Origin of the sequence: Kribbella orskensis (assembly GCF_004342085.1) — a bacterium.
GTDB lineage: Bacteria > Actinomycetota > Actinomycetes > Propionibacteriales > Kribbellaceae > Kribbella > Kribbella orskensis.
On record NZ_SLWM01000007.1, the window covers coordinates 55,139 to 70,237 of the forward strand.

Below are 15,099 nucleotides of genomic sequence, written 5' to 3' on the forward strand. Positions count from 1 at the left end.
CCCCGGCAATGAGTCTGACAGCGATCGGGCTGGTGATCGCCGCGACGATCGGGATCGGCCTGTTCGGTCTCCGGATCTCTCGCACCACGAGCGACTTCTACGTCGCCAGCCGGGCCGTCACCCCCCGCTGGAACGCGTCCGCGATCAGCGGCGAATACTTGTCGGCGGCCTCTTTCCTCGGCGTCGCCGGACTGGTGCTGGTGAACGGCGCCGACATGCTCTGGTTCTCGGTCGGCTACACCGTCGGCTACCTGATGCTGCTGGTGCTGATCGCGGCGCCGCTGCGCAGATCCGGCGCCTACACGTTGCCCGACTTCGCCGAGACCCGCTTCGAGTCCGCGGTGGTCCGGCGGATCTGCTCCTTCCTGGTGGTCGGAATCGGCACCCTCTACCTACTGCCCCAGTTGCGTGGCGCCGGGCTGACCCTCCGCACGGTGACCGGCGCCCCAACCTCGGTCGGTGCGGCCGTGGTCGCCGTGATCGTGGTGATCAACGTCGCCGCCGGCGGGATGCGCTCGATCACCTTCGTCCAGGCGTTCCAGTACTGGCTGAAGCTGACCGCCCTGGCCGCGCCGATCTTCGTCATCCTGATCGCCTGGCGCTCGTCGGATCACCCGGTCGGCCTGCTGGACTCCCTGCACGGCGCCGGGGCCGAGTGGGCCGAGCCACTGTCCACCGCGGGGGGCCGGGACCACCCGCTCTACGCGACGTACTCGTTGCTCCTGGCCCTTTGTTTCGGGACGATGGGCCTGCCGCACGTGCTGGTCCGGTTCTACACGAACCCGGACGGACGAGCCGCCCGCCGTACGACGGTCGTCGTGCTGGCCCTGCTCGGCGCGTTCTACCTCTTCCCCCCGATGTACGCCGTACTGGGGCGGAGCTTCGCGCCGGACTTGATAGGTGCGGGCGCGGACACAGTGGTTCTCGAACTGCCGGGGAGGATTTTCCCTGGCACAGTAGGGGATCTGCTCGGTGCACTCGTGGCTGCCGGTGCGTTCGCGGCATTCCTGTCGACCTCGTCCGGGTTGACTGTCGCCATCGCGGGGGTGATCGACCAGGACCTGTTGCGCGGCAGGTTGAACCGGGTGACCGGTGGGGACTACCTGGCCGTCAACGGCTTCCGGATCGCCGCTCTGCTGGCGATCGCGCTTCCTTATCTGGCGTTCGAGCTGACCGGGAGGTTGAGCCTGGCCGACACGGTCGGGCTCGCGTTCGCGGTGGCGGCGTCGACCTTCTGCCCGTTGCTGGTACTTGGGATCTGGTGGCGCCGGATGTCGACGGTGGGCGCCGCGGCCGGCCTTCTGGTCGGCGGGGTCGCGGCGATCACCGCGGTGCTGGTGAACGTGATCGGGCCGCCCAGCGGTGGCTGGCCGAAGGCGCTGTTCGGGCAACCGGCGGCCTGGACGATGCCGCTGGCCTTCATCACCATGATCGTCGTCTCCAAGCTCACCCCGCAGCGGATCCCGGCCGGCACCGCCCGCAGCCTGGTCCGCCTGCACACCCCCGAAGCCGTCGACGTCGACCGGAGCTTCCCCCAGCCCTGACCTTTGTCCGCAGGAAGCCGTTCGTCGTGCGGTTCCGACCGCTCGTCGCACTGGCGGCACCCGCCGACCGAGGGGTGACGGCCGCTGAGCGCAGGGCCCGCGCGGGAGGTGTCGGAGCGGGAGTGACGTGGCGCACAGTACGGGCAGCAACGCCCCCTGTGCCGGACTCCGCCCGGCCCGAATCCCGTCTGGAGGTCACCGCGATGAGCGAAACCCGCCGCGCGGACGGCGACCCTGAACTGACGACGTACCGAGATGTCCAGCTGTCACCGGACTTCTCCGAGCTGCGTCGCCGCTTCCGGCGCTTCGTGTTCCCGATGACCGGCCTGTTCCTGGCCTGGTACTTCCTCTACGTCCTGCTCGCCGCCTACGCCCCCGACTTCATGTCGCACAAGGTCGCCGGCAACATCAACGTCGCGCTGCTGTTCGGGCTCGGCCAGTTCGTCTCGACCTTCGCGATCACGATGATCTACGTCCGCTGGGCCGACAAGGAGATCGACCCCGCCGCCGAGAAGATGCGGCACCTGATCGAGGGAGAGCACCAGTGAGCGCGCCCATGATGTTGCCGCTGGCAACCGAGATCGGCAACCCGACGGTCAACATCGCGATCTTCGCGCTGTTCGTGGTGGCCACCCTGGCGATCGTGATCCGGGCCTCCCGGAACAACCGGACCGCGGCCGACTACTACGCCGGCGGCCGGTCGTTCACCGGCCCGCAGAACGGCATCGCGATCGCGGGCGACTACCTGTCGGCCGCGTCCTTCCTGGGCATCGCCGGTGCGATCGCGCTGAACGGCTATGACGGCTTCCTCTACTCGATCGGCTTCCTGGTCGCCTGGCTGGTGGCCCTGCTGCTGGTCGCCGAGCTGATCCGGAACACCGGCCGCTTCACGATGGCCGACGTGCTGTCCTTCCGGCTGAAGCAGCGCCCGGTCCGGATGGCCGCGGCGATCTCGACGCTGGTCGTCAGCTTCTTCTACCTGCTGGCCCAGATGGCCGGCGCCGGTGGTCTGGTCGCCCTGCTGCTCGGTATCTCGGGCCGCGCCGGTCAGAGCGTGGTGATCGCGGTGGTCGGCCTGCTGATGGTCACCTACGTGCTCGTCGGCGGCATGAAGGGCACCACCTGGGTCCAGATCGTCAAGGCGGTGCTGCTCGTCATCGGCGCCGGCATCATGACGCTCTGGGTGCTCGCGAAGTACGCCTTCAACCTTTCCGCCCTGCTCGGTGCCGCGGTCGACAACAGCCCGGCCGCGGGCGAGAAGCTGCTCAACCCGGGCCTGCAGTACGGCGCGACCGGGATCAGCAAGCTCGACTTCATCTCGCTCGCCCTGGCCCTGGTGCTCGGCACCGCCGGTCTGCCGCACGTGCTGATGCGCTTCTACACGGTCCCCTCCTCCAAGGAGGCCCGGCGCAGCGTCTCGTGGGCGATCTGGATCATCGGCATCTTCTACCTGTTCACCCTGGTGCTCGGGTACGGCGCGGCCGCGCTGGTGGGTCCCGACGCGATCCGGGCGGCTCCCGGCAAGGCGAACTCGGCGGCCCCGCTGCTGGCGTACGAACTGGGTGGTGAGCTCCTGCTCGGGGTGATCTCCGCGGTCGCCTTCGCCACGATCCTCGCGGTGGTGGCCGGCCTGACGATCACGGCGAGCGCGTCGTTCGCCCACGACATCTACGGCCAGGTGATCAAGAAGGGCCAGGTCAGCGGCGACGGCGAGGTCCGGGTCGCCCGGATCACCGTGCTGGTGATCGGTGTGGTCGCGATCATCGGCGGCATCTTCGCCAACGGCCAAAACATCGCCTTCCTGGTCGCCCTGGCCTTCGCGGTCGCGGCGAGCGCGAACCTGCCGACCATCCTCTACTCACTTTTCTGGCGGCGCTTCAACACCCGCGGCGCGCTCTGGAGCATCTACGGCGGCCTGGCTTCCTCGATCATCCTGATCGCGTTCTCCCCGGTCGTCTCCGGCAAGGTCGACGCCAAGACCGGCGCCAGCCTGTCGATGATCACCGACACCAGCATCGACTTCCACTGGTTCCCGCTGGACAACCCGGGCATCGTCTCGATCCCGCTCGCCTTCGTGCTCGGCATCGTCGGCACCCTGACCAGCAAGGAAGGCACGAACATCGACAAGTTCGCCGAGATGGAGGTCCGCTCCCTGACCGGCGCGGGCGCCGAGAAGGCGGTCCGGCACTAGTCCGGCTCACCGAGACCTGTCAGGCAGGCCCTGCTGCGATCCCGCGAACCTGCCTGACAGCACCACTTCCGCCCTCCGCGACGGGCCCGGCGAACCAGCCGGGCCCGTCCGGCGTTTATGTCAGCCGACGTGCAGGGTGGGCCAGAGTTCGAGGAACTGCCAGTACGACGTCTCGCCGCGCTGCTCCTGGGCCGCGTGCAGCCGCCCGAAGGTGAACGCGTTGCCGCCGTCCAGGTGAACCTGGACCGCGAGCTGCCTCAGCAGGTCCCGCGCGACCACGCTGTCCTGGTGGTCGCCGAGCACCTCCTGCACCTGTTCGGCCACCGCGGCGAGCTCGGTCGCCTCCGCGCCGAGCACCGGTTCGGCCGACTCCGCGGCGTACCGGAGTCGCTTGGCGCCCTTGCGGACCTCGTGCAGCCCGTGATCCCGCTCAGCGGTGCCCTCGGCCCTCTCCATCCGGCGGACCGCCTTCCGCATCCGCTTCCAGTCGTGCTTCAGCAGCTCGGGGAGTTGCTTGGCCGCCTTGCGCGGCGACTCCTCAGTGAGCGGCGGCTCGGTGAGCAGCTCGTCGAGGGTGTCGAGCAGCCGGAAGTACCGCTCGCTCTCGAGAGCAGCCAGCGCCTGCACCCGGGCTGCCTTGTAGACGCGTCGCAGGTGGTCGTCGATGGTGCCGGCGACCCGGCCCATCACCAGCTCGACCGGTTGCGCGTCGACCGCAGTATCGAGGTGCTCGCGCAGTACTTCGGCGTCGCGTGCGCCGCCGAGCTCACCGGCGAACCATTTCAGCTCCGCGCGGATCAGGTCTCCCGCCTCGCGATCCACCACCGGCCGGTACGTCGCGAGGGCGGATCGCAGCCGTCGGGTCGCCACCCGCATCTTGTGCACCGAGTCGGGCAGGTCCCGCCGTACTTCGGGGTCGCGCAGGTAGATCGCCTGCACCTGCGCCGCTGCGTACGCGTGGAACAGGTCGGCCGTGACCGGCTTGGCAGGAAGCTCCCAGGAGTCGGGAGCGGGAACGCGATCGCCGAGCGCGCGGGCCAGCTTGCTCGGGCCGGACGCGGGCGAGGCACCGGCCGCGAGCAGCAAGGGCGTCGCGGCCTCCAGCAGCTCTTGCTCGCCGTTGACCAGCTCGACCTCCCACTCTCGCCAGCTCTCGGTGGCACCGTCGACGGTCGAGGTCACCTCGTCGTCGCTCACCTCGGCGAGGACCTCGCCGTCGGCGTCGAGCAGCCGGTGCACGATCCGGCGGGTAGCCAGCGTCACCACCGGCACCAGCTCGTGGTCGCGGACGTGCACCCGGACCGTGCGCACCACCTGGATCGGCACCTTCCGGACCGCCCGGCCGAGCGGGTGGCGGATCTCCAGCCGTTCGCCCGACGAGATCGGCAGCTTCACGTGCCAGCCGTCGTCCTCGCCACCGGTCCGCCGGCGCAAGGTCACCTTCGCCGCGGCGAGATCGAAAGCCGCGGTGTCGAAGTACACCGCCTCCAGCTGCAGCTCGACCGGCTGCGCGACACTCGCGACTCCGGGCAACTCGTGCAGCGCGGGCAGGGTCGCGTGCTCGTCGACGTCGTACTTGCTCTCGATCTCAACCTGCTCAGTCGGCGACATGTCCCTTGTTTACCAGCCGCGACCAATCAGTCCTACCCCGTTGCGTGTCAAGATTCCCGATCGGCGGCAGCCCGCAGTTCATCTAACAGACGCTCAAGGTCCCGGTCCTGTTCACCAGTCCGTCCAGTCAGCGGGTCCTTCGGGTAGGGCTGGCGGCGGCGGTTCCACTCCAGCCCCGCGACGACGAGCACCAGCACGACGATCAGCCACATGGTCCAGCTCCTCCGGGGACGAGTCCGACGGCCTTGAAGAACGTGTAGTGGAAGGTGCCACCAGGCTCGGCCGATCGCTCCAGGGCACGGATCCCTTGCTCCCACTGCGCCGGCGTCCGCATGCCGGCGGCGAGCGCGCGCTCCCGGACCGACTCGACCATCGCGATGAACGTCTTCCGGGTGAATCCGTCGACCAGGTGCGGCAGGGTCTCGTCGGCGTACACGGTGCACGGCCAGGCTCGGACGTCGTCGTACCCGGCGCCCGCGAGCAGCGGCTGCAACTGCCGTCCGATCAGGGCATCGCCGCCGGCCAGCGCCTGCAAGTCGGTCAGGCAGTCGATGAGCGCCTGCGCGTCATCGCTGCGCGGGTGGAAGAACGCCGAACCGTGGTCACCCTCGATCACCGTGATCGAGCCGCCCGGCCGCGCCAGCCTCCGCAGTACGGCGAGTGCCTGCTGCGGTTCGGGGAGGTGCTCGAGCACGAAGCAGACGAAGAGGTGGTCGAACGATCGGTCCTCGAACGGCAGCTCCAGCAGGTCGCCGTGGTGCCACTCCACCCGTGCACCCGGCGCCTCAGCCGCAACCCGGGCCTTGGCGAGCGCCAGCGACTCCTCGGAGATGTCGACAGAGACGAGGTCGATCCCCGGGCTGCCGGTGACCAGTTGCACGGTTTGCGCGCCGACGCCGCAGCCGACCTCGAGCACCCTGCTGCCCGCCGGATACCTGGTGCTGCCGTGCAGCAAGTCGGCCAGAGTCCTCGCCTGGTCGGTGAGCCGGCGCGTCTCGTCGGCGGTGTACCCGTGCACGTAGTCAGTTCCCATAAGCCCAAGGTGCCGCCACAATGGTCCGGTGAACAGGTCCAATCAAGCCAAGATTGGTAGGTCCATATCCGGCGAGACAGTCCCTCAGCCGCCTGGCGCGGACTTCCTCCAACTGCGTCCGCAGGATGCGCCGGCGGGCGGGCTCGCCGACTGGCTGGCCGAGCGTTTTCGCGCGGCGATCTCCGACGGGCGGCTACCCATCGGCAGCCGCCTCCCCGCCACCCGCGTGCTGGCAGTCGAGCTCCAGGTCTCCCGCGGCGTCGTCACCGAGGCCTACCAACGCCTGACCGAGGACGGCCACGTAGCCGGCCGCGGCCGCGCGGGGACGGTTGTGGTCGCCGCCCCGATCAGCACCTCCCGCACGGACTCCGACAGCACCCCCGGCGCCACTCCCGCCGACTCCAGCACGGCGTCCGCCACCTCCCGCGGCCGCACCAGACCGACTGATGGTGTTGTTCCGGAGCCTGGGCTGGAAGTGTTCGACGCGATGCGGGCGCTCCCCGCACGGATCGACCTCACGCCCGGGGTACCTGATCTGGCCGCGTTCCCCCGCGCCGCCTGGCTCAAGGCCGAGCGGGCAGTGCTCACCGACCTCTCCGCCTCAGCCTTCGGCTACGGAAACCCGGCCGGTACTCGGGAACTGCGGCTGGCCGTCGCGAACTGGATCGCGCGCAACCGCGGCATCAAGGCGGACCCGGCCGACCTCATCATCGTGGCGGGCGTCTCCCAGGCCTTGAGCCTGGTCTCACAGGTGCTGCAGAACGACGGCATCCACGAGATAGCCGTGGAGGACCCCGGTTCACTCGGGTCCCGGTTGCACCTGCAGGCCTGGGGAATGCGGACCCCACCCCTCCCGGTCGACTCCGACGGACTCCGGGTGGACGCCCTCCGCGAGAGCGGCGCACGGGCCGTGGTGGTCACACCCGCACATCAGTTCCCGACGGGCGTCGTACTGGAAGGTGAGCGGCGGCGGGAGCTCATGCAGTGGGCGACCGAGGGCGGGGTGATCTTGGAGGACGACTACGACGCGGAGCACCGGTACGACCGGCCACCGGTTCCCGCGCTGCGGGCGATGCTGACCGATCGCGTCATCTATGCCGGCAGCCTCTCGAAGATCCTCGCCCCGGCCCTGCGGATCGGCTGGATGCTGCCGCCGGCGCAGTACCGGGAAGCCCTGGTCGGCGCGAAACGCCTTGCGGATCTGGGCAACGCGACCCTGCCACAGTTGGTGATCGCCCACTTGATGGAGTCCGGCGAGCTGGAACGCCAGCTCCGCTTCGTCCGCCGGCGCCACCGCCAGCGCCGTGACGCCATGATCGATGCCATCAGCAACCACATCCCCGGCGCCACCGTGCACGGCGCCGCCGCCGGACTGCACCTCACCATCACGTTCGACGACCAGCAGCTCGACGATCGCCGGCTGGCTTCGGCGACCCTGGACCTCGGCGTGAAGACCGAGCCGCTGTCCTGGCACTACCAGGAACCACGATCTCCAGGTCTGGTGCTCGGCTACGCCGCCCGCACGCCCACCGAGATCGCCGAGGCGATCGCCACCATCGCCGAAGTGCTGCGATGATGCCGCGGTGGATCAAGGCTCGATGAGGCCGGCGCGGATGGCGTAGCGGGTCAGCTCGGTGCGGTCGCGCATGCCGAGTTTCTGCAGGATGTTGGCGCGATGCCGCTCGACCGTCTTGGGACTGATGGTCAGCGCGTTGGCGATCTCCTTGGAGGAGTGGCCTTCCGCGATCAGCTTGACCACCTCGTCCTCGCGCGGGGTGAGCACCTGGCCCGGCAGCCGTTCGCCGCGGCGTACCCGTTCGAGGTAGTCACGCACCAGCGTGCTCATCACGCCCGGGTAGAGGAAGGACTCGCCGCGGGCGGCCGCGCGGCAGGCGTCCACCAGGTCGCGGTCGGCGACGGACTTCAGCACGTACCCCGACGCGCCCGCCTTCAGCGCGGCGAAGAAGTACTGCTCGTTGTCGTACATCGACAGCATCAGGATGCGCGGTGGCTCGCGCCGCCGGGACAGTTCCAGCGCGGCCTGCAGCCCGGTCATCCGGGGCATCGCCACATCGAGAACCGCCAGCTCGACAGGCGTGGTACGAGCGATCTCCACCGCCTCGGCACCGTCGCCGGCCTCGGCCACCACGGTCAGGTCGGGCTCGTTGTCGAGGATCAGCCGGACGCCCCGGCGGACGAGCGCGTGATCGTCCGCGAGCAGGATCCGGATCACGAGAGCCCCTCCGCCGCGACGAACAACCGGACCGCGGTACCCCGACCGGGCCGGTCGTCGACCTGCAGCTCGCCACCGATCAGCAGGGCTCTTTCCCGCATCCCGCGAATACCTGTGCCCTCCTCGGCTCCTCGCAGACCGCGACCGTTGTCCTCGATGCCCAGCACCAGGTGCGAGCCCTGGCGGCGCAGCGAGAGCTCGACCAGGTCGGCCCCGGAGTGTCGCGCCACGTTGGTCAAGGCCTCCTGGGCAACCCGGTAGATCACCAACTCGGTCTCCGGAGCAACCGGCGGCAACCCGGGCGAGAAGACCCGGCGGACGTGCATCCCGCGCGCGGAGAACTCCGTCGCCAACGCGGCCAGCGCGTTGTGCAGCCCCAGATCCTCCAGTACTCCGGGCCGCAGCCGCCGGGCCACTTCGCGGACCTCGTCCAACCCGGCGCGAGTGGTCTCCTGGACCAGCGTGATCTCGTCCAGCAACTCCTCGGGAGCCCGGTCGGCCAGCCGCTTCAGGCCGAGCAGAACCGCGGTGAGGCTCTGGCCGATCTCGTCGTGCAGTTCCTGGGCGATCCGGTGCCGCTCGGCCTCCTGGGCGGCCAGCGCCTTCGCGTTGCTGGTTCCTCGCTCGATCTCCAGCCTCGTCAGCATCGCGTTGAAACTCTTCACGAGCTTCGCCACCGTCCCGCTGCCGTCCTCGGGCAGCCGCTGGCCCGGGCGCTGCAGGTCGACCTGCTCCATCAGACGGATCAACCGGTCCAGCGGCGCCAGGCTGGTGCGCAGCAGGAGCGAGTTCAGCACCACGATGCCGGCCAGCCCGAGCAGCAGCACGATCGCCTCGGACACCAGCACCCGGGCGGAGACCGTGACCGGCAGCACCGCGAGCGCAACTGTCGCGGCCACCAGCACCAGCCCGTTGATCAGGCAGACCCGCCAGTACAGGGGCATTCCCATTCCCGAGCTCACCGTTCCACCCTCACCCAAGCCGATCGGACTGTCCACGCACCCGGGTGAAGTTGGGGTGCAGCACTCATACCCCCACCCACCCTGCGGACAGAGACTGGTCCTGCGGCGGACGGCCGGCAGACGTGGGGTTCGCCGACCGTCCCGCCGCACCAGCAACCCCCACCGCCGACGGCACCCATCGCGTCGGCATCCGAGGAGCCGGCCATGCCCTCCACCCCAGGCACCACAGCCACAGCCGCAGGCACGAGCCCAGGCGCCGCAGCCGCACAGCTCGCGGCGGTCCTCCCGCCCGATGGAGGCTGGCGGTGGGTGGTTGCCGGAGTCATCGTGTTGACCGTCCTGGTGGTTCTGGCCGTGCGGACGACTCCGAGCGGCTGCTGGCTGGTGGTCAGCCGGTTCGGGCGGGTTGTTCGGGTGGCGGACTCCGGTCTCGTTCTGCAGTTGCCACTCATCGAGCGTTGCCACTCCCTTCCTCGGACTTCGCTGCACCTGCCGATCACGGTGTCCGCCCGCACGCGGGACGCAGTACCGGTCCATCTGCTCGCGACCGCGGTCGTGCGGATTGTGGACCCATCCGTCGCCGCCGGCTGCGCGGACCCGGTCGGCTCCGCGGCGGGCGCTGTCCAGACCGCGCTCGCCCAGCTGATCTCCCGTGTCGAGACTGCAGACCTGCTGGCATTCCGGTCGAAACCCGTCACCGAGGAGCTCAGCCGGCTGACTTCCGAGTTCGGCCTGACCGTGGACACGATCGTTGTCGACGGCATCGAAACCGAGCTCACCCCGGGACTCCTGGGCCTGGCGCCGACTCATACGAAGTACCGCAACCAGACGTAGACCCAGGCCATCGAGATGCTGAGCGCCGTGACCACGATGCCGTACCGGGTGAACTGCCAGAAGGTGATGTGGTGCCCGGTCCGCGAAGCGATGCCCAGGGCAACCACATTCGCGCTGGCGGCCACCGCCGTACCGTTGCCGCCGAAGTCCGCACCGAGGGCGAAGGCCCACCACAGCGACTGCCCGGTGTCCGGATCCGGCGCCTCGGCGACCACGCCCTCCACCACCGGCGTCATCGTCGCGACGTACGGGATGTTGTCGAAGAAGGCCCCCAGTACTCCGGAGCCGAACAGCAGCGCGGTCGCCGCGACCAGGTAGTTGTCGCCGACCTGGGCGACCGCCCAGTGACCGATCTCGGAGATGACTCCGGTGTGCACGAGTCCGGCCACCATCACGAACAGGCCCATGAAGAAGACCAGGGTCGACCACTCGACCTCGCGCAGTACGTCGGGCACGTCGACCCCGGAGACCAGCACCATCGCGCCGGCGCCGACCAGGGCGACGATGGACGGCTCCAGATGCAACACCGAGTGCAGGGCGAATCCGACCACCACCAGGGCAAGTACGACGAGGCAGCGCGCCAGCAGCCGGCCGTCCTTGATCGCCCGTCGCTCCTGCAGCGCGAGCACCGCCGCCACCTGCTCGGGGTTGTAGCGGAACGAGCGGCGGAACAGCAACCGGGTGAGCAGGACGAAGGCCACGAAGACGATCACCACGATCGGCGCCATGTGCACCAGGAAGTCGTTGAACGTCAGGCCCGCCCGGCTGCCGATGATGATGTTCGGCGGATCGCCGATCAGGGTCGCGGCCCCGCCGATGTTCGAGGCGAGCACCTCGGCGATCAGGTACGGCTGGGCCGGGATCCGGAACCGGTCGCAGACCACCACGGTGACGGGCGCGACCAGCATGATCGTGGTCACGTTGTCCAGGAACGGCGAGGCGATCGCGGTGATCACCATCAGCATCACCATCAGCCGGTAGGGCTCGCCGCGGGACCGCTTCGCCGCCCAGATGCCGAGGTAGTCGAACACCCCGGTCTGCTTGATGATGCCGACGATGATCATCATGCCGAGCAGCAGGAAGATGACGTTCCAGTCGATCCCCTCGTGCTCGGAGTAGAACACCTCGGCGCCCGGGGCCAGCCCGAGCAGCACCATCACGCCGGCCGCGATCAGCACGACCTTGACCTTGTTCGCCTTCTCGGTGGCGATGAAGAAGAACGCCAGCGCGAAGATCGCCAGCGCGAGAGCCTGTCTCACCGGGTCACCCCGGCGGCGGCTCGCCGGGCCCGGTGACCGCGAGACTGGTCAGCAGCCGATCCAGCGTGATCGTCCCCGTTAGTACGCCGTCCGGCCCGACCACGGCCACCAGCGGGCTGCGAAGTCGCGCCATCACGGCGGCGATCTCCAGCAGGGTGGCATCGGCGGAGACTGTGGCCGGCCGGAGCGGCTGGCGCGGCAGGCAGTCGCCGACGGACAGTCCACCCAACTCCCGCCAGAAGGAGTCCGCCCGGGCCTCGTCGACCGTGCGGGCCAGCATCGGGTCCTCCTGGAACGACGCGGGGATCGCGAGCCGCAGTACCTGCGAACCGGGGAGCACCGCGGTCGGCCGGGAGTCCGCGTCGACCACGATCAGCCCGGGCAGCCGTCCGACGGCCATCATCCGGACCGCCTTCGCCACCGGGTCCGCGCTCGTCACGGTCGGGAGACTGACAGCGATATCACCGGCCTGCATGGCACCGTCCCGTCGTTCCGAGGCGGGCCTCGCCGGGACCCCGGCCGTGACCGTCGGAGAGACTCCCATGTCGCGCACCTCACCTCTGCACTGGAGCTCGGCCGCCTCAGATCCACGAGGTGGCTTGTCCAGAAAGTCTTGCTGCGCGAGAGCTGCGGCTGAATGGGTTCCAGCACCCATCTCCCCGGGTGCCCGGGGAGCTGCGGGGCCGCGAGGTCAGCGGGTGTAGAGGGGGGACATCGCGAGGGTGAAGGCGATCATGTCGGCCTTGTCGGCCCTGCCGGGCGGCAAGGGGACGAGGTCGATGATCTTGTCGGTGCCGACGCGGATGATGCCGCGGCCGCTGGCGGTGTCGACGTAGCCCTCGTCGCCCAGCGGAATGGACTCCGAGGTCGCGGCCTTGCGGGCTGGTGCGATCACCTTCTCGGCGTCGGCGACCCGCCGGACGCTGGTGTAGAGCACGCCGGTCGCGGTGATCCAGCCGCACACCAGGTCACCCGCGTCGGTCTCGCTGTCCCTGCGGATCATCGCCGGTGCGCCGAGCACCTTGTCCGCCTTGGACGAGCCACGCTCGCACTCCTGACGGGTGATCAGCGGCGCCGCCTCCGGCAGACCAGGCGCCTGCTGCAGCACTTCCTGCCCCAGTACTACGTACTTCGCGACCGTGGCGGGTGGTCCGCTGATCTTCAGGAGCTTCCCGTCCAGCAGGAACACCACGAAGCGGCTGGTGCCGAACCCACCCTGTCCCAGCGTGACGGGCTTCGCCGGTTCGGCCTTGGTGGCGTCGTAGGCCTTCCGCGCCGCGGCAAGAGTCGCCGGGGTCGCGGGGAGCACGGAGATGCCGACCCGCAGTACCGGGCCGCTGGGGCTCGTGCTGAGGCCCAGCTGGCACACGTCGTACGTCGGGAGGCCGAACTCGGCCGGGACGCCCTTCGGCTGGATCTGGACCACCGGCACGGCGAGAGTCTTCTGCACGAGCGTCTGGTCCATCCGCACGCACAGCGTGTCCGCGACCTTCGACGTCGGCGGCCCGCTCGGCGTCGGCGAGGGGGTCTCGGACGGCGTCTCGGTCGGCGTCTTACTAACAGACACCAACGGCGGCACATTCGGCGCATCCTCAGCTCCCGAGCCCCCGCAACCGGCCAGGACGAGGACGCCTGCGACGACGAGGGCGACCGGACGGATACGCATGGTGACCCAGCCTAGCTGGGTGGCATCACTCGCGGCTTTCGAGGAATTCCTTGGTCTTGGCGATGGCGAAGCCCCAGCCCTGGCTCACTGTCGGCTCCGGTGGGATCGCCACCTCGTCGGGATTGGTCAGGACGTCGAGCAGCACCGGCCCCGGCGTCGCGAGCGCCCGTTTGACCGCCTCGTCCACCTCGCCCGGAGCGGTGACCCGGATCCCGGTCAGGCCCATCGCCACGGCGACAGCCGCGAAGTCCGGGTTCTGCAGCTTCGTCCCGTACTCCGGGAGGCCGACCTGCTCCATCTCCAGCTTCACCATGCCGAGGCGCTCGTTGTCGAACACCACCAGCTTCACCGGCAACTCGTAGGAGACCGCGGTGATCAGGTCGCCCAGCAGCATCGACAGCCCGCCGTCACCGCAGAACGCGATCACCTGGCGGTCCCGGTCCACCGCGGCCAGGCCGAGCGCCTGCGGCATCGCGTTCGCCATCGAGCCGAGGTTGTACGAGCCCACCAGCCGCCGGTCGCCCCGCAGCCGGAGGAACCGCGCAAGCCACACCGTCGACATCCCGGTGTCGCTGGTGAAGATCGCGTCGTCCGCCGCGTGCCGGTCAATCGCCGCCGCGAGCAGCTCGGGCCGGATCCTGGCGTCCGGGTTGTCCACCTTGCGGCGCAGCAGCCCCTTCGGCTTCCGGTCGAACTTCGGGTCGGTGAACTGCTGCTGCCGCTCCCGCCAGGCGGTGTACGACGTTCTGGCTTTGTCCAGGTGGCTCGTGTCGGTCTTCTGGTGGAGCAAGGGCAACAACTGGGCGAGCGTCGGGCGCGCGTGCCCGACCAGGCCGTGGTCGACCGCGACCCGCCGGCCGATGTGCTCACCGCGCAGGTCCAGCTGGACGACGGTCTTCCCGGCAGGCAGGAACTCGCGGTACGGGAAGTCGGTGCCGACCAGGAACAGCGCGTCGCAACCGTCGAACGCCACCTTGGTCGCGTGGTTGCCGAGCAGGCCGGACTGACCGACCTCCTGCGGCACCTGCTCCTCGAAGCCCTCCTTGGCCTTCAGCGTGAGCACCACCGGCGCCGCCAGCCTGGTCGCCAGCTGCTGCACCTCGGTTAGCGCCTCACGGGCGCCGATCCCGACCAGCAGCGTGACCTTCTCAGCCGCGTTCAGCGCCGCCGCGGCCTGCTCGAGCGCGGCCGGGTCGGGAACGGTGTGCGACGCCGGCTCGAGGAACTTCGGCACCGGCGTGCCGCTCGGTACTTCGAGGCCGCCGACGTCGCCAGGGATCGACAGCACGGCGACCCCGCGCTCGGTCAGGGCGGCGTTCACGGCCTGCTCGATCAACGCGGGCGCCTGCTCCGGGGTGGTGATGGTCTCCCGGTAGACGGCGACGTCTGCGAACAGGGCGTCGTTGCCCACTTCCTGGAAGAAGTCGCTGCCGATCTCCTCGCGAGGCACCTGGCCGCAGATCGCGAGCACCGGGACGCGGGACTTCGCCGCGTCGTACAGGCCGTTGAGCAGGTGGATCGCACCGGGCCCGACCGTGCCCATGCAGACCCCGAGCCGGCCGGTCAGCGTCGCCTGGGCGCCGGCTGCGAAGGCGCCGGCCTCCTCGTGCCGGACACCGATCCACTCGACCCGGTCCTCGCGGCGGATCGCGTCGGTGACCGGGTTGAGGGCGTCGCCGACGACACCCCAGACGGTGGTGACGCCATGATCGGCCAGGGATTCGACGAGCAACTCAGCGATGGTGGTCATGCCGCTCCTTGGAACC

The 15,099-nt window shown here is 69.7% G+C and carries 14 protein-coding genes; 5 read left to right on the top strand and 9 right to left on the bottom strand.

The window, feature by feature from the left end:
* Window positions 1–8: 8 nt before the first annotated feature.
* The 3 genes from EV644_RS20550 to EV644_RS20560 all read left to right on the top strand — a co-directional run bounded on the left by EV644_RS20550 (window position 9) and on the right by EV644_RS20560 (window position 3,735).
* Complete coding sequence (locus EV644_RS20550) at window positions 9–1,544, top strand: sodium/solute symporter (RefSeq protein ID WP_241998525.1); 1,536 nt, start codon at window positions 9–11, stop codon at window positions 1,542–1,544.
* A gap of 203 nt (window positions 1,545–1,747) precedes the next feature.
* Window positions 1,748–2,092 (top strand): DUF485 domain-containing protein, encoded by a 345-nt coding sequence (locus tag EV644_RS20555; RefSeq protein ID WP_132190308.1) that lies wholly within the window; start codon window positions 1,748–1,750, stop codon window positions 2,090–2,092.
* Window positions 2,093–2,100: 8 nt separating this feature from the next.
* Complete coding sequence (locus tag EV644_RS20560; protein WP_199239943.1) at window positions 2,101–3,735, top strand: monocarboxylic acid transporter; 1,635 nt, start codon at window positions 2,101–2,103, stop codon at window positions 3,733–3,735.
* Window positions 3,736–3,855: 120 nt separating this feature from the next.
* On the opposite strand, the gene EV644_RS20565 is transcribed toward EV644_RS20560, so the two are convergent.
* From EV644_RS20565 to EV644_RS20570, 3 genes are read right to left on the bottom strand one after another with little or no spacing between them, the layout of a single operon-like run.
* On the bottom strand, window positions 3,856–5,346 hold the full coding sequence (locus EV644_RS20565; protein WP_132190309.1) for a CYTH and CHAD domain-containing protein: 1,491 nt from the start codon (window positions 5,344–5,346) through the stop codon (window positions 3,856–3,858).
* Between the two features lie 47 nt (window positions 5,347–5,393).
* Entirely contained in the window at window positions 5,394–5,558 is a 165-nt protein-coding gene (locus tag EV644_RS45425; protein WP_199239923.1) for a hypothetical protein, read from the bottom strand.
* A complete protein-coding gene (locus EV644_RS20570; RefSeq protein WP_132190310.1) occupies window positions 5,549–6,379 on the bottom strand; it encodes a methyltransferase domain-containing protein in 831 nt (276 codons plus the stop codon). The genes EV644_RS45425 and EV644_RS20570 overlap by 10 nt, the downstream gene beginning before the upstream one ends.
* Window positions 6,380–6,407: 28 nt before the next feature.
* Here EV644_RS20570 and pdxR point away from each other — a divergent pair, with 28 nt between their 5' ends.
* Window positions 6,408–7,955, top strand: coding sequence for a MocR-like pyridoxine biosynthesis transcription factor PdxR (pdxR, locus tag EV644_RS20575; RefSeq protein WP_132190311.1), 1,548 nt, complete (start codon window positions 6,408–6,410; stop codon window positions 7,953–7,955).
* 12 nt (window positions 7,956–7,967) lie between these two features.
* Here the strand turns inward: pdxR and EV644_RS20580 are convergent, their stop codons facing one another.
* Both EV644_RS20580 and EV644_RS20585 read right to left on the bottom strand, forming a co-directional pair.
* A complete protein-coding gene (locus EV644_RS20580; RefSeq protein WP_199239924.1) occupies window positions 7,968–8,612 on the bottom strand; it encodes a response regulator in 645 nt (214 codons plus the stop codon).
* Window positions 8,609–9,562, bottom strand: coding sequence for a sensor histidine kinase (locus tag EV644_RS20585; protein WP_199239925.1), 954 nt, complete (start codon window positions 9,560–9,562; stop codon window positions 8,609–8,611). The genes EV644_RS20580 and EV644_RS20585 overlap by 4 nt, the downstream gene beginning before the upstream one ends.
* Before the next feature lie 216 nt (window positions 9,563–9,778).
* Between EV644_RS20585 and EV644_RS20590 the strand changes: the two genes are divergently transcribed.
* Complete coding sequence (locus EV644_RS20590) at window positions 9,779–10,408, top strand: SPFH domain-containing protein (protein ID WP_132190312.1); 630 nt, start codon at window positions 9,779–9,781, stop codon at window positions 10,406–10,408.
* Here the strand turns inward: EV644_RS20590 and EV644_RS20595 are convergent.
* The 4 genes from EV644_RS20595 to EV644_RS20610 form a co-directional block, all read right to left on the bottom strand.
* Complete coding sequence (locus EV644_RS20595) at window positions 10,381–11,667, bottom strand: ArsB/NhaD family transporter (RefSeq protein WP_132190313.1); 1,287 nt, start codon at window positions 11,665–11,667, stop codon at window positions 10,381–10,383. The two genes, EV644_RS20590 and EV644_RS20595, sit on opposite strands and share 28 nt — an antisense overlap.
* A gap of 4 nt (window positions 11,668–11,671) precedes the next feature.
* Window positions 11,672–12,106: a CBS domain-containing protein gene (locus EV644_RS20600; protein ID WP_241998528.1), complete on the bottom strand. Its 435-nt coding sequence runs from the start codon at window positions 12,104–12,106 to the stop codon at window positions 11,672–11,674.
* A gap of 252 nt (window positions 12,107–12,358) precedes the next feature.
* Window positions 12,359–13,333 carry a hypothetical protein gene (locus tag EV644_RS20605; RefSeq protein WP_241998530.1) on the bottom strand — a complete coding sequence of 325 codons (975 nt, stop codon included), beginning with the start codon at window positions 13,331–13,333 and terminating at the stop codon, window positions 12,359–12,361.
* A gap of 25 nt (window positions 13,334–13,358) precedes the next feature.
* Window positions 13,359–15,083, bottom strand: coding sequence for a thiamine pyrophosphate-dependent enzyme (locus EV644_RS20610; RefSeq protein WP_132190314.1), 1,725 nt, complete (start codon window positions 15,081–15,083; stop codon window positions 13,359–13,361).
* Window positions 15,084–15,099: the final 16 nt, after the last annotated feature.

Coding starts and splice junctions, on each gene's coding strand:
- EV644_RS20560 (WP_199239943.1), top strand. CDS start 2,101: ATGATGTTGCCGCTGGCAACCGAGATCGGCAACCCGACGGTCAACATC.
- EV644_RS20570 (WP_132190310.1), bottom strand. CDS start 6,379: ATGGGAACTGACTACGTGCACGGGTACACCGCCGACGAGACGCGCCGG.
- EV644_RS20590 (WP_132190312.1), top strand. CDS start 9,779: ATGCCCTCCACCCCAGGCACCACAGCCACAGCCGCAGGCACGAGCCCA.
- EV644_RS20565 (WP_132190309.1), bottom strand. CDS start 5,346: ATGTCGCCGACTGAGCAGGTTGAGATCGAGAGCAAGTACGACGTCGAC.
- EV644_RS20605 (WP_241998530.1), bottom strand. CDS start 13,333: ATGCGTATCCGTCCGGTCGCCCTCGTCGTCGCAGGCGTCCTCGTCCTG.
- EV644_RS20555 (WP_132190308.1), top strand. CDS start 1,748: ATGAGCGAAACCCGCCGCGCGGACGGCGACCCTGAACTGACGACGTAC.
- EV644_RS20610 (WP_132190314.1), bottom strand. CDS start 15,083: ATGACCACCATCGCTGAGTTGCTCGTCGAATCCCTGGCCGATCATGGC.
- EV644_RS20585 (WP_199239925.1), bottom strand. CDS start 9,562: ATGGGAATGCCCCTGTACTGGCGGGTCTGCCTGATCAACGGGCTGGTG.
- EV644_RS20550 (WP_241998525.1), top strand. CDS start 9: ATGAGTCTGACAGCGATCGGGCTGGTGATCGCCGCGACGATCGGGATC.
- EV644_RS45425 (WP_199239923.1), bottom strand. CDS start 5,558: ATGTGGCTGATCGTCGTGCTGGTGCTCGTCGTCGCGGGGCTGGAGTGG.